Genomic DNA, 17,040 nt, shown 5'->3' with positions numbered 1-17,040 from the left:
ACCGTATGACTGTCATCTCACCCACAAAGACCACGGCCGCCGGAGGAGCCAGCGCCGGCACCTCACGGACGCGCCCGGGCAAACTCGCCGAATCCGGGAGCCCCACCGTCCGCCCGCCGGCCGCCGCGCACCTCAGCGACGAGCAGGTAGCTGAACTCGGCCGCGAACTGGACGCCATCCGGGACGAGGTCCTGGCCAAGCGCGGGGCCGAGGATGCTGCCTACATCCGCCGGATGATCAAGATCCAGCGCGGCCTGGAGATTTCCGGCCGCGCCGCCCTCCTGGTCAGCAAGAACAAAGCCGCCTGGGTTACCGGCACCACCCTGCTGAGCCTGGCCAAGATCCTGGAAAACATGGAGCTGGGCCACAACATCCTGCACGGCCAGTGGGACTGGATGCGGGACCCGGACATCCACTCCACAACCTGGGAATGGGACTTCGTCACGCCCTCGCGGTCCTGGCAGCACACCCACAATGACCTGCACCACCGCTGGACCAATGTGGTGGGCAAGGACAACGACGTCGGATACAACCTTCTGCGCATGGACGAGAACCAGCCGTGGAAGCCCATCAACCTGGCCAACCCGCTGTTCAATGCCATCCTGGCGCCGGTTTTCGAGTGGGGCATCGCCATCTACGACCTCGAGCTGACCGAGTACAAGGAAGGCACCAAGTCCAAGGAAGCCCTGCTCAAGGACCTCAAGGCGCTGGGCAAGAAAGTCGTTACCCAGTTCACCAAGGACTACGCGGCCACTCCTGCCGTCGCCATGCTGACCGGATCCGGCAAGCAGGCGCTGTTCGGCACGATCACTGCCAACGCCGTCCGCAATGTGTGGGCCCACGCGGTTATCTTCTGCGGCCACTTCCCGGAAGGAACCGACACCTTCACCGAAGAGATGGTTGACGGCGAAACCCGCGGTGACTGGTACGTGCGGCAGATGATCGGCTCGGCGAACATCTCGGGCTCCAAGTTCATGCACCTCATGACCGGCAACCTCTCGCACCAGATCGAGCACCACCTTTTCCCCGACCTGCCCTCCAACCGGTACGCCGAGGTGGCGCCCAAGGTCCGCGAGATCTGCCAGCGCTATGGCCTGAAGTACACCACCGGCCCGCTGCTGAAGCAGGTGGGTTCGTCCTGGGCCAAGGTCTTCAAGCTGGCCCTGCCCGGCAAGGCTGCGCGGGCCTAGAAGCCTCAAAGCAAAACCCGGGAAGTGACCCGGCCGGCGCTGCCCGGCCGGGTCACTTCTGCGTTGGCGGCCTTTAGCGCCGGGTGCCTGGAACCAGGAGCACGTGGTCCAGCTTGGGCAGTGCATGACGCAGTCGGTGTTCGGCGCTTTCAAGGACCGCTTCCGCCCGGGACAATGCCATGTCCGCCAGGTCAATCCGTGCCGAGCCCTGCAACCGGTGCCCGGACCACCGCAGCTGCAGGTGCCGGACTGCCAGGACGCCCGGCGTCGCCGCCAGCGCGGCTTCGGCACGCGACACCAGGTCCGGCTCGATGCCATCCATGAGCCGGCGCCCAATGCTGCGGACCGTTCCCCACAGCAGGACCATGATGGCAGCGGAGATGATCAGCCCGACGATCGGATCAGCCAGCGGGAAACCCAGCATGACCCCCACCGCTCCGATGACCACCGCGAGCGAAGTGAAGCCATCCGTCCTGGCATGCACACCGTCCGCCACGAGCGCCGCGGAACCGATCCTCCGGCCAACCCGGATGCGGTAGATTGCCACGGCCTCATTCCCGGCGAAGCCGATCAGGCCGGCGGCGATGACCCAGCCGAGGTTTTGCAGCGGCTGGGGATGGATCAGCCGGTCCACGGACTGCCAGCCGGCCACCACTGCGGAGAGGGCCACCACGGCCACGATGAACAGTCCGGCCAGGTCCTCAGCCCTGCCGTAGCCATACGTGTAGCGGCGGGTGGCGGCCCTGCGTCCCAGGATGAAGGCCACCCACAGGGGCACCGCGGTCAGGGCGTCCGAGAAGTTGTGGATGGTGTCCGCGAGCAGGGCCACCGAACTGCTGAACAGGACCACCAGGAACTGCAGCGCCGTCGTGGCCAGCAGGACGAACATGCTGATCTTCAGCGCCCTGATGCCCTCGGTGCTGGCCTCCATGGCATCGTCAATGGAATCTGCGGCGTCATGCGTGTGCGGAACGAAGAGCTCCATCAGCCAGCCCTTGAAGCCGGTGTGGTGATGATGCCCGTGGTCGTGGTCGTGGTCGTGGTCGTGGTCGTGCTGGTGGCCGCCGTGGTCCGTCCCGTGCGGGTGGCTGTGGCCGTGCGTTGACCCGCGGTGCGGGCCGCTCACGACGCGTTCCCCTGTCCGGTGTGGACGAAGCCCTGGTTGTGGGGGACCTGCTTGTGGGGAGCGCGGTGGTGGGCAGGTTCGCCGCCGAGTGCATGCTCGGCCTGGAAGATGGCGTCCGCCACCAACTGCCGCGCGTGTTCATTTTCCAGCCGGTAGAGCACCCGGGTCCCGTCCTGCCGCGTGGAAACCATTCTTGCCAGCCGCATCTTGGCCAGATGCTGGGACACGGCGGCGGGGGACTTGCCCACCACGTCCGCCAGGGCACCCACCGCCATCTCGCCGTCACGGAGGGCCAAAATGATCCGCACCCTGGTGGCGTCCGCCAGCATGGCAAAGACCTCCACGGCCAATTCCACGTACTGGCTGTCCGCCTTCAGTGAGCAAGCATTACTATCTGCATTCATGCGCATATAGTGTCACACTACTTCACAGCAGCGCGTCCAGGCCGCCGCGGGCACCGAACGGCGCGACGAATCGAGGCTGCTGGAGCGGGGGTCGCCCCCTAGAGTAGGAGGTGCAGGGCCCGGCGTTCCGCCGGACCGCTCCGATCAGATCAGTCTCGAAAGGAACTTGCCTCCATGGCTTTCATTACCGTAGGTACCGAGAACAGCACTGACATCGAGCTCTACTACGAGGACCACGGCTCCGGCCAGCCCGTCGTGCTGATCCATGGCTACCCGCTGGACGGATCATCCTGGGAAAAGCAGACCGCCGCCCTCCTGGATGCCGGGTACCGTGTCATCACCTATGACCGCCGAGGCTTCGGAAAATCCAGCAAGCCCACCGAGGGCTACGACTACGACACCTTCGCAGCGGACCTCAACACCCTGCTCAACACCCTGGACCTGAACAACGTGGTGCTGGTGGGCTTCTCCATGGGCACGGGAGAGGTGGGCCGCTACCTCGGTACGTACGGCTCGGCCCGCGTGGCCCGCGCGGCGTTCCTCGGGTCCCTGGAGCCCTTCCTGCTCAAGACCGATGACAACCCCGACGGCGTACCGCAGGACGTGTTCGACGGCCTCAAGGAAGCGGTCACCGCCGACCGCTACGCCTTCTTCACCGAATTCTTCAAGAACTTCTACAACTCCGACACCTTCCTGGGCACCCCGCGGCTCAGCCAGGAAGCCGTCAACGCCAGCTGGAACCTGGCTGCCGGCGCCGGAGCGCATGCTTCTGTTGCAGCGCAGCCCACCTGGCTTACGGATTTCCGCCAGGACATCCCCAAGATCGATGTTCCGGCGCTGATCCTGCACGGCACCGCTGACAACATCCTGCCCGTCGATTCCACCGGCCGGCTGTTCGCCAAGGCCCTGCCGAGTGCCGAGTACGTGGAGATCGAGGGTGCACCGCACGGCCTGCTCTGGACGCACGCCGCGGAGGTCAACGAAGCGCTGCTGGCCTTCCTTTCGCAGTAGGGGGTCAAACGGACAAACGGCGACGACGGTATGCCGCCGTCGCCGTTTGCTCACCACCGCGGTCCGCCGAGGTGTCATGCCTCATGTCCAGGAGGCGAACTTAGCAGGCGGGTTTGCCCGTTATGTGCGGCTCCTGGGAAACCGGCGGCGGTGTCACCAGTTGTACGGCGAGATCCCGGAGCTCCTGCGGACGGAAAGGCTTGGTGAGGTACCCCGCGGCCCCCGATGCCATGCCGGCCAGCACATCGTCCTGCTCGGAACGGGCCGTGAGGAACAGCAGGGGCGCGCTGGTAAGGGCGCGGATGGCGCGGGCCACCACGTACCCGTCCATATCCGGCAGCCCAACGTCCAGGGTCACCAGGGCGATGGCGGGATCAGCCGCGGCGGCAATGGCCTCGGCCCCCGTGCCCACCATCCTGACCTCAAAGCCCGCGCGCGACAGGACCACTTCGATCAGTCCGCGGATATCGTCGTCATCCTCCACGACAAGGCAAACACGCTGCTGTTCCATCAAGCCCCCCGGCGAAAAGTTGGCACCAGTCTACCTGCGGGAACGCTGCCGGCATGACCGACGCAAAAGATGGCCGCTATCCGTCGTAATGCGTGCGCGCCGGGCCCTGGCCCAGGGCGTTGACGACCGCCGCGGCCACATCATGCAACTTGGTGTTCCGGGTGCTGGAAGCGGTCTTCAGGATGTCGAAGGCTTCCTGCTGGCTGCACCGGTTCTGGGCCATGATGATGCCGACAGCCATGTCAATGACCGTGCGGGACTCAAGGGTGGCCCGAAGGTTCGCGGCCGTTTCGCTGTAGTGCGCGAACCGCACCGCAAGGCGGAGCGCCAGCGAGGTCTGGCTGACGAAATCCTCGGCAAACTTCAGCACGCGGCCCTCGAACCGGTGCGGGCGGCGGGAGTACAGCAGCAGCGATGCCTTGGTTTCCCCCTCAAGCCGGAACGGAACTGCCGCCACGGAGCGGATCCCCTCGGCAGTCGCGGCGGCGGCGTACTCAGGCCAGCGGCCATCCGCGGTGAGGTCCGGAGCGTGCACGATCTCCTGGGCCGTGGAAGCCGTGAGGCCCGGGGTGTCGCTGTACCTGTGTTCAAGCCGTCCGATGGACTTTGCATCCGGGCTGCTGCTGGCGACCGTGGCGGCCTTGCGTTGCCGGAGGAGGGTGATGGCGCACAGCATTTCGTCGCCGGGCTCGGAGAGATTGCGTGCGGAGACCTGTGCCAGTTCATTAAGGAAGTCCTCAACGTCGGAGCTGTTGAGGACAAGTTCATGCAGGTGCTCAGTGATGGATGTATCGGTTTTTGCTGTTGACTCGCTGGCCACGATTTTCTGGTGCCATTCGCTCAGGTCAAAACGAGCCGGCAACACGCCAACACCCCGCAACTGGGCGGGGAGCCGGTGATGGTCGCTGGATCGACGAACTTTCCAACGGCCTGCTGCTAAACCGATAACCAGAAGTATATACATCCCCGTGCCGCCCAAAGCGTCATATATGGCTGCCCCGGAGCGGGCAAAGGCTGGCGCGGGGCCGGGCATACCGGCACAATGAAGCAGGCGCCGGTGCTGCTGCGGGCTGGCCGCGGGACCAGGGGCTGCTCAGCGGCGGAGGGACAGGAACATGACCAGGCTGCTCATCATTGGACCACCAGGGTCCGGCAAGGGAACCCAGGCCGAACACCTCGCGCGGCACTTCCGGGTCCCTGCCGTTTCCACCGGGGATATTTTCCGGAGCAACGTCAGCCAACAGACCGACCTGGGGAACCAGGCCGCCCGGTACCTGGATGACGGCCATTTCGTACCGGACCACCTCACCAACGCGCTGGTCAAGAACCGTCTCCTCGAAAGCGACGCGATGCACGGGTTCCTGCTGGACGGCTATCCGCGGACAGCTCAACAGGTACTGGAACTCGACCGCATGCTTGAGGCACAGGGGCATGCGCTGGACGCCGTGATCGAACTGCAGGCGCCCGACGAGGAACTGGAGCAGCGGATGCACCGCCGCGCCCTGGAGCAGGGGCGCACGGATGACACCATCGACGTCTTCAGGCGCCGGCTGGACCTCTACCACCGCCAGACGCATGAAGTAGTCTCGGTGTACGCGGGCCGGGGCATTCTTGTGTCCGTCAACGGCAGCGGGGACCCGGGCGGGATAACTGCACTGGCAATCGCCGCCGTCGAAAAGTTCCTTGCAGCCCCGCAACCCCCGTCCTGACCGAAAACACCGCACGGTGAACGCACTCGAGCAAAAGGAAACAGTGATGAGAATTGCCGTTACAGGCGGAAGCGGAAAACTGGGGCGGCACGTGGTGCGCCGGCTGACAGGCGACGGCCACCAGGTCCTCACCCTGGACCGTGCGGGTGCCCGCAGCCCGGAACTGCTGGTGGTTGACCTGCGCAACTACGGCCAGGTGGTGGACGCGCTGCTGGGCGTTGATGACCGGCATGACGGGTTCGACGCCGTGGTGCACCTGGGTGCCATTCCCGCCCCGGGCATCCTTCCGGACGCAGCCACCTTCGAAAACAACATGCTGTCCACCTACAACGTCTTCCAGGCGGCGCGGCGCGCCGGCATCAAGAAGGTGGTGTACGCCTCCAGCGAGACGGTCCTGGGGCTGCCGTTCGACATCGACCCGCCCTACATCCCGGTGGATGAGGAGTACCCGCCGCGGCCGGAAAGCACCTACTCGCTGGTGAAGACGCTGGAGGAGCAGATGGCTGTGGAGATGACGCGGTGGGACCCCGAACTGAGCATCACCGGCCTGCGGTTCTCCAACGTCATGGACGAGGCCGACTACGCCAAATTCCCCTCCTTCGACGCCGACGCGACGCTGCGGAAGTGGAACCTGTGGGGCTATATCGACGGCAGGGACGGCGCGCAGGCCGTAGTACGTGCGCTGGAGAACGCCAAACCAGGGTTCGAAGCCTTCATCATCGCCAACGCTGACACGGTGATGAGCCGGTCAAGCGCCAGCCTGGCGGAAGAGGTCTTTCCCGGCGTCAAGGTCACCAAGGACCTGGGAGAGCACGAAACGATGCTGTCCATCGACAAGGCGCGGCGCCTGCTCGGTTTCGAACCCGAGCACAGTTGGCGTAACCACGTGGCGGCCGGCTCCAACACGGTGGAAAGCCAGCGATAACCACCCGTCCGCAGGAATCGCCGAGGGTTCGCGAAGGATCATCCAAGGAGCCGGAAGCCGTGTGCTTCCGGCTCCTATCCTTTTGGTATCCCCCCTTGCCCCGCCACCACAAGGACCCCAAAATTCGTACCCGATTCTTCGTGCTGCCGGCCCTCACGGCGCTGCTCTCCGCCGTCGGCCTTTCCACCGTGTCCCTGCCGGCGGCTGCTGCTCCTGCCCTCGCCGCCGCAACCGGCCGTTACATCGTGCAGTACGCCGCCACTGCCGACCTCGCAGCCGAGGTGTCCGGGCTGCGCGGCCAGGGCCTCGCCGTCGGCCGTACCTTCGAGCATGCAGTCCGCGGCGCCGTCGTCACGGCCAACCCCGCGCAGGCGGCAGCCCTTGCCAGGTCCGGGAAGGTGCTGTCCGTGGAGCCCGACGCCCCCGTCAAGGTTTCCGGGACCGAGCAGCCCGCCCCCTGGGGCCTGGACCGCGCAGACCAGCGGACCCTTCCGCTCTCCGGTTCGTACTCGTGGACCGCGGCGGGCGCCGGGGTGACCGCCTACGTGGTGGACACCGGCATCCTGGCATCGCACACCGACTTCGGTGGCCGGGTTGCGGCAGGCTGGACAGCGGTGGCGGACGGCAACGGCACCACCGACTGCAACGGCCACGGCACCCACGTGGCCGGAACCGTGGCCGGAGCCACGTATGGCGTCGCCAAGAGCGCCACGCTGGTGCCCGTGAGGGTGCTCGACTGCAGCGGGTCCGGCTACAACTCGGACGTGGTGGCCGGCCTGGACTGGATCGCCGCCAACCATGCGGCCGGAACCCCCGCCGTGGCAAACCTCAGCCTGGGCGGAGCGGCCAGCAGCACCGTGGACGCCGCCATCCAGGCAGTTCTTGACGACGGCGTCACCACAGTGGTTGCCGCAGGAAACTCCGCCGTGGATGCCTGCACCGCTTCGCCCGCCCGCGTCCCCGGGGCTGTCACGGTGGCAGCCAGCGACTCCGCCGACAAGCAGGCCTCGTTCTCCAACTTCGGGTCCTGCGTGGACCTGTATGCGCCCGGCGTCGGCATCACCTCCGACTACTACACCTCCACCACCGCCACCGCATCCATGTCCGGAACCTCCATGGCCGCGCCGCACACCGCCGGAGCAGCCGCCGTCCTGCTGTCGCAGAACCCTGCCCTGGCACCGGCCGACGTAGCAGCGGCACTGGTAGCCAATGCCACGTCCGGCGTCATCGCCGGCGCCTCCGCGGGAACCCCGAACCGCCTGCTGTACACCGGCGCAACGGCACCTGCACCTGCGCCTGCCCCTGCACCCGCTGTCACGTCTGTTTCACCGGCCGCCAAGGCCACCGCCGTGGCAGCTGGAACGAACGTCACGGCCACCTTCAGCACCGCGGTTCAGGGCGTGAGCGCCGGGACGTTCGTGCTCAGGAATGCAGCCGGCAACAGCATCGCGGCCACCGTCACGTACAACGCCACCACCCTGACCGCCACCCTTGACCCGGCAGCAAGCCTTGCCCCCGATGCCAGCTACACCGCAATCCTGACAGGAGGAGCCTCGGCCATCCGCGATGCCGCAGGTACCCCGCTGGCGTCCACCAGCTGGACGTTCACCACTGGCCCCGCGCCCACCGTCACCAGCTACTCGCCGGGCAGCAACGCCCTCCTGGTCCGCAGGAGCAGCAGCATCAGCGCCACCTTCAGCGAGGCGGTCCAGGGCGTTAACACCACCACGTTCACCCTGAAGAACCCGGCCACCGGCGCCGTGGTGGCAGCAACGGCCTACCGCAACGGCACCACCAACCAGTGGATCCTTGACCCCCAGGAGACCCTCGCCGCCAAGACGCGGTACACCGTGACCCTCACGGGCGGGACCAGCGGCATCCGGGACCTGGCCGGCAACCCCCTCGCCAGCCGGAGCTGGCAGTTCACCACCGGCTCTTTCTAGCCGCCTGATGGAGTGAATGGGCCGTGGCCGGGATAATCTTCACCCTAGGCATTCATCACGGCACGCATCTTCCGCGGCGTAGGGACGGGCAGCACATTGGCACAGAAATCAGCAGGTTCCGCAGTCTCTGAACGGAAAGCGGGAAGGTGGCACGCCTTCCACGAGAAGTTCGTGGTGGAGGAACGCTACGTGGACCCTGCCGACCGGCGGGGCCTGTACCGCGCGTCGATCATCCTGGCCGTCGTGGGGCTGGCACTCTTCATTGCCACCCTGGTCAGCGTGGTGCAGGCCGACGGCCTTTCCGTTGCCGACGCTCCCGTGCATGACTGGCTGCTGACCACCCGTTCAGCGGCCGTCACTGCCATCATGATCTTCCTGGCGGTGATTTTCGGCCCCATCGCGCTGCCCATCATCGTGCTGGTGGTGATCCTTGTCTGGGGATTCGCAGCCAAGCACGCCTGGCGCCCCATCCTGCTCGCCTCCGCGATGCTGACCGGAGTGATCATCTCGCAGATCATCCTCCACATCGTCCAGCGCTCCCGGCCCCCCCTGGACCAGATGCTGTTCGGCGCGGACCAGACCTTCTCGTTCCCGTCCGGGCACGTCCTGGGGGCCTGCGACTTCCTGCTGGTGGGCGCCTACCTGATTTTCTCCCGGCGCCGGAACCCGCGTGCCGCGGTGTTCGGCTTCATCGGGGCCGGGATCGGCATCATCCTCGCTATCGCCAGCCGGTTGTACCTTGGCTACCACTGGCCCACGGATGCGTTGGCGTCGTTCGCGCTCTCGCTGCTCATCCTCTCCGGGGTCATCACGCTTGACACGTGGCGGACGGCCAGGATTCCGGGGGAACCGATCACCGGAGAGCTGTCAAGGGCCGAATCCACCGGAGAGTAGGAACTTACCGGGAGCAGTCCGGGAACCGGATCCCGCTTCCTGGGCCGCTTCCTGGCCCCCTCTTATTGCGGCCGCGATTTTGCCCGCTTGAGTGCCCGGTGCAGCTTCACGTTGGCTGCCTCCAGCTCCAATACCTTCGCAACGCCCGCCAGGTTCAACCCCTCCTGCAGGAGTTCGCCGATCCGCAGCAGTACGGCGATATCGTCGTCGCTGTACTGCCGCGTGCCGCCCGCCGTCCGCGAGGGCGTCAACAGTCCCTTGGTTTCGTACAGCCTGATGTTCTGCTGTCCGGTTCCCGTGAGCTCCGCCGCCACCGAGATGGCGTACAGGGCCCGTGAACCGGGGGAGCGGCCAGCCCGACCTGCTTCAGGATCTGCCATTCTTTCTCCCAAAAATCGCTTCCGCTGGTACCTTGCTTCAGTTTTGCACGAGTGCTATAAAAAATCTATATCCACCACCATAGATTAAAGGAGATGGTGGGTAGCTGCAGATCCAGCACCTGGAAGCTAAAGGAGTGGGAAATGATGTTGATGCGTACGGACCCGTTCCGTGAGCTGGACCGGCTCACGCAGCAGGTCTTTGGAACCTCCGCCCGCCCGGCAGCCATGCCCATGGACGCGTGGCAGGAAGACGGGGAATTCGTGGTGGCGTTCGACCTTCCCGGTGTGAACGTGGATTCCCTGGACCTGAACGTTGAGCGGAACGTCCTGACCGTCCGGGCGGAGCGCAAGGACCCCACGCAGCCCAACGTGGAGCTCGTGGCCTCTGAGCGTCCCCGGGGCGTGTTCAGCCGCCAGTTGATCCTGGGTGACACCCTGGACACCGAGCACATCAAGGCCAGCTATGACCGGGGTGTCCTGACCCTGCGGATTCCGGTTGCCGAGCAGGCCAAGCCGCGCAAGATCGAGATCCAGACCCAGCAGGGCGAGAAACACCAGATCGGCAGCTAGGACCATGCTTTCGTGCCGGCGCCCTTGACCCTCCGGGCGGGGCGCCGGCGAAACAGGAGGCAGGATGACTGATCTCCCCGACTACTACGCCATCCTGGGCGTAGGCCGGGACGCCGGCCGCCAGGAAATCTCGCATGCCTACCGCGCCCTCATGCGCACCCACCATCCGGATATGGACGGCGGGCGGGCTTACGAAGGCATGGAGACCAAGGGGGATACGACGGCGGAGAAGGGCAACACTGCACAGGGGGAGGAACTTCTCCGGATCATGCAGGCGTTTAACGTGCTGCGTGACCCCGGGCGCCGCGCCGACTACGACAGGAAGCTGGCGGCAGCTGCGCCCACCATCATTCCGGTCCGGAAAGTCCGCAGCCGTGGCGGGCAGTCCGGACCTCCCATCCGCGTCACCCCGGTGCGGTGGGAAAGCGGGCCCTGGTCCTGATCCAGGCCCTGGGCCATTGATCCAAGGAGGCGGAAAACTGCATGGGCGACTGGCGGCGCTACGATTCACACCTCATTCCTGCATTCTTCGAACGCTTTGAGCAGCGGTGGGGCGAGGGAACCGCGCCCTTCCTGGACCCGGAGGCGCACGAACAGCCTCTGCCGCGGGCACAGTGGATCAACCCCACCACGGGTGCCGCGCTGGCGGTGGTTCCGGTATGGACCGCCGATGAGAGGCAGCAGCGTTCCTTCGGCGTGTTCTACCTCCCGCCGGGCGGGGACATCTGGGTCCTGCGGCCCGGGTACACCGGCTACCTGGAGCCGTCCGACGACGACACGGACCACCTGGTGACGCTCCGGAATGATGCCTTCCGCAAGGCAGTGGCGCACGCCAAGGAGTTCCTGTTCGGCACCCAGTAGTTGCCGGCGCCGGGAGCGGAGTTGCTGCTCGTCAGCCGACCTCCGCTGTGACATTCTGGGACGTACCCTAACTACCGTGACCAAAGGCTGGACCCCAATGCACATCACCGCCAAGGACCTCGCAGCGCTCATCCCCCCGGGGTTCACGCTTGGCGTCGCAACCGCAGCATTCCAGATCGAAGGGGCGCTGGACGAGGATGGACGGGGACCGGCGGGCTGGGACAGGTTCGCTGCCCGGCCCGGTGCCATCGTTGAGGACCACAGCCCGGTGGTGGCCACGGACCACTACCACCGGATGCCGCAGGACGTGGCCCTCCTGAAGCAGCTCGGCGTTGACTCCTACCGGTTCTCCTTCTCCTGGCCGCGCATCCAGCCGGGCGGCACCGGCCCGGCCAACCGCGCAGGCATGGCGTTCTATGACCGGCTCCTGGACGAGCTCCTGGCCAACGGAATCTCGCCCATGGCCACCATCTACCATTGGGATACGCCCCTGGAACTGGATGAGGCCGGCGGCTGGATGAACCGGGACACCGCCTACCGGCTGGGGGAGTACGCGGCGCTCGTGGCGGACGCCTTCGGTGACAGGGTGGCCCGGTGGGTCACCATCAACGAGCCGGCAACGGTGAGCGCCAACGGCTACTCCCTGGGGCTGCACTCCCCAGGCAAGGAGTTGGCCCTGGGTGCCTTCCCCACGGTCCACCACCAGCTGCTGGGCCACGGGCTCGCCGTCCAGGCCCTTCGCGCGGCGCGGGTGCCCGGCGAAATCGGCATGACCAACGTCTACTCACCCATGGTGCCCAACTCCATCAACCCGCTGGACAAGATCAGCGCGGGACTTATGGACCTGGGGCAGAACCGGCTCTACGCGGACCCTGTCCTGACGGGCAAGTACCCGGACCTCATCCGCGCGGCCAAGTTCTTCAGCTCCTTCGAACATCCCGAAGAGGACATGGAGATCATTTCCCAGCCCCTCGATTTCTACGGGCTCAACTACTACATGCCCACCAAGGTGGCCGTTGGGCCGGGCAACGGCGCCGTGCCGGCCAGCATGGCCGAGGCCATGGGCAGCGACCTCAGCGCGGCCGGAAACGGCGCTACGCCCTTCCACGTGGAGACGTGGCCGGAAGCGGACGTCACCGCATACGGCTGGCCGGTCAAGCCGGAGTACATGGCCGTGGCCCTGAAGGAGATGGCCGAGCGGTACCCCAACCTGCCGCCCGTGATCATCACCGAGGGCGGAGCCAGCTTCGAGGACATCATTGTCCGGGACAAGTCCACCAACACCAGGTTCATCCCGGACGAGCGGCGGCTGAAGTACATTTCAGACCACCTTGAAACCGCGCTCCGGGCCACGGCGCCCGGTGGGGTGGCCGAATCCGTGGACCTGCGCGGCTACTACGTGTGGTCCTTCCTGGACAACTTCGAGTGGTCCGCCGGCTACAACCAGCCGTTCGGCCTCCTGCACGTGGACTTCGAAACGCTCGACCGCACACCCAAGGCGTCCTACTTCTGGTTCCAGGAGCTCATCGAGGAACGCGACCTGGCTGCCGCGGCCGGGGCGGCCATCGCGCAGGCAGCGGTTCCGGAGCTGTTGGACAGTGAATTGCCCGACGACGGCGCACCCCTGGGTGCCAACGCGCAGTAAGGCTGCGCAGCCGGGAGCCGTTCAGCCCCGGAGCAGGTCCAGCATGGCCAGCTGCTTGGCGATGCCGGCGCCGTCGGGCGAGTAGATCCACGGCACGCGGGAGGTGGTGTGGTCGCCGTCCTCGGAGTGGCCGCCGGCGAACACGGATTCGCTGACGGACAGCTGCCGGATGGCGATTGCTGCAACCTTGTCCGGATTTTCGGCGGCAAAGGCGGAGTAGATGGCCTCGTCATGCTGTCCGTTGTCGCCGATCAGGAGCCACCGCATGTCCGGGAATTCCTGGGCCAGCCGCTCCAGGTTGCGGTGCTTGTGGTCCTGGCCGCTGCGGAACCAGCGGTCCTGGGTGAGTCCCCAGTCCGTGAGCAGCAGCGCGCCCTTGGGGTACATGTTGCGGGTCAGGAACCGTGCCAGGGTGGGGGCCGCGTTCCAGGGGCCGGTGGACAGGTAAATGACCGGGGCTTCAGGGTGCTCGATGGTCAGCCGGTCCAGCAGCACGGCCATCCCCGGAGTGGCCATGCGCGCCCGTTCGCTGAGCACGAAGGTGTTCCACAGGGCCAGGAAGGGCCGGGGCAGGGCGGTCACCATGACGGTGTCGTCGATGTCCGAGACGATGCCGAACTGCACGCCCGGAGCGATCACCTGGATCAGTGCCTCCGCCGGCTCGGTTCCCTCGGCCCGCAGCACGGCAGTGTGCCAGCCGGGGGACAGCTGCACGTCCACCTCGGTATCGATCAGCCCGCCCCGGTCCGCCGTGACGTGGGAGACCACATCACCGATGGTGATTTCGACGTCGGAAAACTGCAACGGCACCCCCGTGAACGCCCGCCAGCCGCGGATGTTCTGGTTGCCGTTCCTGGCCGCGTGCTCGGCCTTGCTTCCGGGCGGCGGCTTCTGTGTCAGCAGTACCCTGCCCAGGACGCGCACCCGGGTGGTGGAGCCATAACCCTGGTACGCGATGGTCTGCGGCACGAACTTCCACCGCTTGGCGAGCTGGATCCGGACGTCGTTGACCGCGTCCGACAACCGGTGTGCCAGCCGGAAGAACTGGCTTCCGGACAGGGCGGTGCGGCCCTTCGTGTTCCGCCGGGGTGGGCGTGCCGTGTCCTGGTCGGGGTTCTGCGGGGCCGAGTCCATGCCACCACTCTGCCACAGGGCGGCAGCGGGCATCAGCCGTTGCCGAGGATCGCGCGCAGGGTCCGGGCATTCCACACGGCGTTCCCGCCGCCGTCGTTGTTGAAGTACGCGTAGACATCGATGCCCGCGCCGTCCCACTCACGGATCCGGTCGGCCCACCAGTGGAGGTCGGCGTCCGAGTAGGAGCCGCCGTAGAGGTGCTGGTGGTCGGGTCCGTGCAGCCGGACATATGCGAAGGAGGCGGTGGTCCGCAGGATGCAGGGCAGGTTGGCGCCGCTCATGATGCAGTAGGCGGCCTGGTGCCGCTCCAGCAGGGCAAACACCTCAGGGCAGTCCCAGCTCGGGTGCCTGAACTCCACGGCAACCCTGATCCACGGCGGAACCGCAGCGAGGAAGTAGTCCATCCTGGCGTCGTCGCGCTCCAATTGGGGCGGCAGCTGGACCAGGAGCACGGCACGTTTGTCCCCCAGTTCGTGCCAGCAGCGGGCAATCCGCTCCACCCAGACTTCCGGTGAATACAGTTTCCGCGCGTGCGTGAGTCCCCTGGGAGCTTTGACGGACATGGCGAACCCGGGCGGCAGGCGTCTGTTCCATCCGGCGAAGGTGGTATCCCTGGGCCAGCGGTAGAAGCTGGCGTTCAGTTCCACCGTGCTGAATTCGGCGACGTAGCACTGGAGCCGGTCCCGCACGGGCAGCCCGGGCGGGTACAGGACGTTCTCCCAGTGGTCGTAGCTCCAGCCGGAGGTGCCGATGTGGATTCCCATTTGCCTCAGGCTACACCGGGCTTCCCCTTCCGTTCGGGCCCGGGTGTGGCAGGGTAATGTCATGGCGCGAATCGAAGATTATGCGGTTGTTGGCGACCTTCAGACCGGAGCCCTGGTCAGCAGGGAAGGCTCTATCGACTGGCTCTGCCTCCCGAGGTTCGATTCCCCTGCCTGCTTCAATTCGCTGTTGGACACGCCGGACTCGGGGCGCTGGCTGCTGGCTCCGGAAAGAGGGGGCGAATGCACCCGCCGGAGCTACCGCGAGGGCACCCTCATCCTGGATACGGAGTGGGAGACGCCGGACGGAACCGTGCGCATCACCGATTTCATGCCGCCGCGTGATTCCGTCGCTGACATCGTCCGGATTGTGGAAGGCATCAGCGGCAGCGTCAGGATGCACGGCGAACTGGTCCTGAGGTTCGACTACGGGCACATCATTCCGTGGGTGCGCAAGGACAAGCGCGGGCTGCACGCGATCGCCGGTCCGGATGCCGTCTACCTGGTCACTCCGGCACCCCTGCATGGCGAGAACATGCACACTGTCAGCGACTTCACCGTGAATGCAGGCGAAAAGGTACCTTTCGTGCTGACCTGGGCGCCCAGCCATGTGGGACGCCCGGTATCCGTGGACGCGGAAGTAGTCCTTGACAGCACCTTTGCATTCTGGCGGGGCTGGTCCTCGCAATGCACCGTCAAGGGCAAGTACCGGGAGGCCGTGGTCCGTTCCCTGATAACGCTCAAGGCGCTGACGTATGGCCCAACCGGCGGGATCGTCGCGGCCGTCACAACGTCGCTGCCGGAGCAGCCGGGCGGCCAGCGTAACTGGGACTACCGCTACTGCTGGCTGCGGGATGCCGCCATGACGCTGCAGGCGCTGCTGGCGGCCGGCTACACCGCGGAGGCCGCTGCCTGGCGGGACTGGCTGCTCCGGGCCGTGGCCGGCGACCCCGCCGACCTGCAGATCATGTACGGGATCCATGGCGAGCGGCGGCTGCCGGAAATGGAGTTGCCGTGGCTGAAGGGTTACGAGAACTCGGTACCGGTGCGGATCGGGAATGCGGCGGCTGAGCAGTTCCAGCTGGATGTATGGGGTGAGGTCCTTGACTGCCTGGCGCTGACCCGGAACTCGCTGCTGACGCATACGGACGAGGCCTGGGACGTGCAGATTGCGCTGATGGAGCACCTTGAAACCATCTGGGACCAGCCGGACAACGGGCTCTGGGAGATGCGAGGGCCGCGCCGGCACTTCACCCACTCCAAGGTCATGGCGTGGGTGGCTGCGGACCGGATGGTGAAGGGTGTGCGCGAGTCCGGCCTGCCGGGCCCCGTGGAGCGCTGGGAGCTGCTGCGGGACCAGATCCGCAAGGACATCATGGCCAACGGCTTCGACGCGGAGCGCAATACGTTTGTCCAGTCCTACGGCCGTCCGGAGCTGGACGCCAGCCTGCTGTTGATTCCCAGGGTGGGGTTCCTGCCGCCCGATGATCCCAAGGTGGTGGGAACCATCGAAGCAATCCAGCGGGAGCTGACCCAGGACGGGTTTGTGCTGCGGTACCGGCCGGAGCAGAGCGACGACGGCCTGCCGGGCGACGAGGGCGTCTTCCTGGCGTGCTCGTTCTGGCTGGTGGAGGCGCTTCTGGGGGCGGGCCGCCATGAGGAATCCCGCGAACTCTTTGAGCGGCTGCTGGAACTGCGCAACGACGTCGGGCTGCTAAGCGAGGAATGGGCGGTGAAAGCCAGGCGTCAGCTGGGCAACACGCCGCAGGCGTTCAGCCATTTTGCCCTTGTGACTAGCGCCCTGGAGCTGCATCAGGATACGGTTCGGCGCAGTGACAGCCCCATTCCGCCTGAAGGGGTGGATTCGCGCTGAGGCGGCGCGGACCGGGGCTGGAACTTCTCCTTCGCAGGATAGATAAGTATACTTACTAATACCTCATGGAGTGCTCCCAAGCACAGCGCCGTGATTGATGGAG

Annotated in this window: 18 protein-coding genes; 11 read left to right on the top strand and 7 right to left on the bottom strand. The window is 66.2% G+C overall.

Features of this window, described 5'->3' with window-relative positions; all coding sequences use genetic code 11:
* Positions 1-5 precede the first annotated feature (5 nt).
* Positions 6-1,190, top strand: coding sequence for a fatty acid desaturase family protein (locus ASG79_RS12325; RefSeq protein WP_056391468.1), 1,185 nt, complete (start codon positions 6-8; stop codon positions 1,188-1,190).
* Positions 1,191-1,263: 73 nt separating this feature from the next.
* On the opposite strand, the gene ASG79_RS12320 is transcribed toward ASG79_RS12325, so the two are convergent.
* Together ASG79_RS12320 and ASG79_RS12315 are read right to left on the bottom strand one after the other, a co-directional pair.
* Entirely contained in the window at positions 1,264-2,175 is a 912-nt protein-coding gene (locus ASG79_RS12320; protein ID WP_200953178.1) for a cation diffusion facilitator family transporter, read from the bottom strand.
* Between the two features lie 137 nt (positions 2,176-2,312).
* Entirely contained in the window at positions 2,313-2,720 is a 408-nt protein-coding gene (locus ASG79_RS12315) for an ArsR/SmtB family transcription factor (RefSeq protein WP_235509800.1), read from the bottom strand.
* 174 nt (positions 2,721-2,894) lie between these two features.
* Here ASG79_RS12315 and ASG79_RS12310 point away from each other — a divergent pair, with 174 nt between their 5' ends.
* Entirely contained in the window at positions 2,895-3,731 is an 837-nt protein-coding gene (locus ASG79_RS12310; RefSeq protein ID WP_056391461.1) for an alpha/beta fold hydrolase, read from the top strand.
* A 100-nt stretch (positions 3,732-3,831) separates the two neighbouring features.
* On the opposite strand, the gene ASG79_RS12305 is transcribed toward ASG79_RS12310, so the two are convergent.
* Both ASG79_RS12305 and ASG79_RS12300 read right to left on the bottom strand, forming a co-directional pair.
* Positions 3,832-4,242 carry a response regulator transcription factor gene (locus ASG79_RS12305; protein WP_056391459.1) on the bottom strand — a complete coding sequence of 137 codons (411 nt, stop codon included), beginning with the start codon at positions 4,240-4,242 and terminating at the stop codon, positions 3,832-3,834.
* A gap of 76 nt (positions 4,243-4,318) precedes the next feature.
* The gene (locus ASG79_RS12300) at positions 4,319-5,062 is read right to left on the bottom strand and encodes a GAF and ANTAR domain-containing protein (RefSeq protein WP_018770584.1); all 744 of its coding nucleotides are present in this window, start codon (positions 5,060-5,062) and stop codon (positions 4,319-4,321) included.
* 295 nt (positions 5,063-5,357) lie between these two features.
* On the opposite strand from ASG79_RS12300, the gene ASG79_RS12295 reads away from it, so the two are divergent.
* From ASG79_RS12295 to ASG79_RS12280, 4 genes are all read left to right on the top strand, one after another.
* Complete coding sequence (locus tag ASG79_RS12295) at positions 5,358-5,951, top strand: adenylate kinase (RefSeq protein ID WP_056391456.1); 594 nt, start codon at positions 5,358-5,360, stop codon at positions 5,949-5,951.
* 46 nt (positions 5,952-5,997) lie between these two features.
* On the top strand, positions 5,998-6,876 hold the full coding sequence (locus ASG79_RS12290) for an NAD-dependent epimerase/dehydratase family protein (protein ID WP_018770582.1): 879 nt from the start codon (positions 5,998-6,000) through the stop codon (positions 6,874-6,876).
* A 95-nt stretch (positions 6,877-6,971) separates the two neighbouring features.
* The gene (locus tag ASG79_RS12285) at positions 6,972-8,819 is read left to right on the top strand and encodes a S8 family serine peptidase (protein ID WP_235509799.1); all 1,848 of its coding nucleotides are present in this window, start codon (positions 6,972-6,974) and stop codon (positions 8,817-8,819) included.
* A gap of 96 nt (positions 8,820-8,915) precedes the next feature.
* Positions 8,916-9,713 carry a phosphatase PAP2 family protein gene (locus ASG79_RS12280; protein WP_056391450.1) on the top strand — a complete coding sequence of 266 codons (798 nt, stop codon included), beginning with the start codon at positions 8,916-8,918 and terminating at the stop codon, positions 9,711-9,713.
* A 62-nt stretch (positions 9,714-9,775) separates the two neighbouring features.
* Here ASG79_RS12280 and ASG79_RS12275 read toward each other — a convergent pair whose 3' ends face one another.
* Complete coding sequence (locus tag ASG79_RS12275; protein ID WP_056391447.1) at positions 9,776-10,093, bottom strand: MerR family transcriptional regulator; 318 nt, start codon at positions 10,091-10,093, stop codon at positions 9,776-9,778.
* A 144-nt stretch (positions 10,094-10,237) separates the two neighbouring features.
* Between ASG79_RS12275 and ASG79_RS12270 the strand changes: the two genes are divergently transcribed.
* The 4 genes from ASG79_RS12270 to ASG79_RS12255 all read left to right on the top strand — a co-directional run bounded on the left by ASG79_RS12270 (position 10,238) and on the right by ASG79_RS12255 (position 13,169).
* Positions 10,238-10,663 carry an Hsp20/alpha crystallin family protein gene (locus tag ASG79_RS12270; protein ID WP_056392048.1) on the top strand — a complete coding sequence of 142 codons (426 nt, stop codon included), beginning with the start codon at positions 10,238-10,240 and terminating at the stop codon, positions 10,661-10,663.
* Between the two features lie 64 nt (positions 10,664-10,727).
* Positions 10,728-11,105 (top strand): J domain-containing protein, encoded by a 378-nt coding sequence (locus tag ASG79_RS12265; RefSeq protein WP_056391439.1) that lies wholly within the window; start codon positions 10,728-10,730, stop codon positions 11,103-11,105.
* Between the two features lie 41 nt (positions 11,106-11,146).
* Positions 11,147-11,524 (top strand): hypothetical protein, encoded by a 378-nt coding sequence (locus ASG79_RS12260; protein WP_056391435.1) that lies wholly within the window; start codon positions 11,147-11,149, stop codon positions 11,522-11,524.
* Between the two features lie 97 nt (positions 11,525-11,621).
* Positions 11,622-13,169: a glycoside hydrolase family 1 protein gene (locus tag ASG79_RS12255; RefSeq protein ID WP_056391432.1), complete on the top strand. Its 1,548-nt coding sequence runs from the start codon at positions 11,622-11,624 to the stop codon at positions 13,167-13,169.
* A 21-nt stretch (positions 13,170-13,190) separates the two neighbouring features.
* On the opposite strand, the gene ASG79_RS12250 is transcribed toward ASG79_RS12255, so the two are convergent.
* Together ASG79_RS12250 and ASG79_RS12245 are read right to left on the bottom strand one after the other, a co-directional pair.
* The gene (locus ASG79_RS12250; protein ID WP_223992669.1) at positions 13,191-14,303 is read right to left on the bottom strand and encodes an App1 family protein; all 1,113 of its coding nucleotides are present in this window, start codon (positions 14,301-14,303) and stop codon (positions 13,191-13,193) included.
* A gap of 32 nt (positions 14,304-14,335) precedes the next feature.
* Positions 14,336-15,067, bottom strand: coding sequence for a DUF72 domain-containing protein (locus ASG79_RS12245; protein ID WP_056391426.1), 732 nt, complete (start codon positions 15,065-15,067; stop codon positions 14,336-14,338).
* A gap of 43 nt (positions 15,068-15,110) precedes the next feature.
* Here ASG79_RS12245 and ASG79_RS12240 point away from each other — a divergent pair, with 43 nt between their 5' ends.
* Positions 15,111-16,937 carry a glycoside hydrolase family 15 protein gene (locus tag ASG79_RS12240; RefSeq protein ID WP_268760773.1) on the top strand — a complete coding sequence of 609 codons (1,827 nt, stop codon included), beginning with the start codon at positions 15,111-15,113 and terminating at the stop codon, positions 16,935-16,937.
* Positions 16,938-17,040: the final 103 nt, after the last annotated feature.

The organism is Arthrobacter sp. Soil761 (assembly GCF_001428325.1).
GTDB lineage: Bacteria > Actinomycetota > Actinomycetes > Actinomycetales > Micrococcaceae > Arthrobacter.
Note: the sequence above shows the minus strand (reverse complement) of the source record. Positions and strands in the feature narration are given on the sequence as shown.

Coding starts and splice junctions, on each gene's coding strand:
- ASG79_RS12265 (WP_056391439.1), top strand. CDS start 10,728: ATGACTGATCTCCCCGACTACTACGCCATCCTGGGCGTAGGCCGGGAC.
- ASG79_RS12315 (WP_235509800.1), bottom strand. CDS start 2,720: ATGAATGCAGATAGTAATGCTTGCTCACTGAAGGCGGACAGCCAGTAC.
- ASG79_RS12295 (WP_056391456.1), top strand. CDS start 5,358: ATGACCAGGCTGCTCATCATTGGACCACCAGGGTCCGGCAAGGGAACC.
- ASG79_RS12305 (WP_056391459.1), bottom strand. CDS start 4,242: ATGGAACAGCAGCGTGTTTGCCTTGTCGTGGAGGATGACGACGATATC.
- ASG79_RS12320 (WP_200953178.1), bottom strand. CDS start 2,175: ATGGAGCTCTTCGTTCCGCACACGCATGACGCCGCAGATTCCATTGAC.
- ASG79_RS12290 (WP_018770582.1), top strand. CDS start 5,998: ATGAGAATTGCCGTTACAGGCGGAAGCGGAAAACTGGGGCGGCACGTG.
- ASG79_RS12270 (WP_056392048.1), top strand. CDS start 10,238: ATGTTGATGCGTACGGACCCGTTCCGTGAGCTGGACCGGCTCACGCAG.
- ASG79_RS12250 (WP_223992669.1), bottom strand. CDS start 14,303: ATGGACTCGGCCCCGCAGAACCCCGACCAGGACACGGCACGCCCACCC.
- ASG79_RS12255 (WP_056391432.1), top strand. CDS start 11,622: ATGCACATCACCGCCAAGGACCTCGCAGCGCTCATCCCCCCGGGGTTC.
- ASG79_RS12260 (WP_056391435.1), top strand. CDS start 11,147: ATGGGCGACTGGCGGCGCTACGATTCACACCTCATTCCTGCATTCTTC.
- ASG79_RS12325 (WP_056391468.1), top strand. CDS start 6: ATGACTGTCATCTCACCCACAAAGACCACGGCCGCCGGAGGAGCCAGC.
- ASG79_RS12245 (WP_056391426.1), bottom strand. CDS start 15,067: ATGGGAATCCACATCGGCACCTCCGGCTGGAGCTACGACCACTGGGAG.
- ASG79_RS12275 (WP_056391447.1), bottom strand. CDS start 10,093: ATGGCAGATCCTGAAGCAGGTCGGGCTGGCCGCTCCCCCGGTTCACGG.
- ASG79_RS12310 (WP_056391461.1), top strand. CDS start 2,895: ATGGCTTTCATTACCGTAGGTACCGAGAACAGCACTGACATCGAGCTC.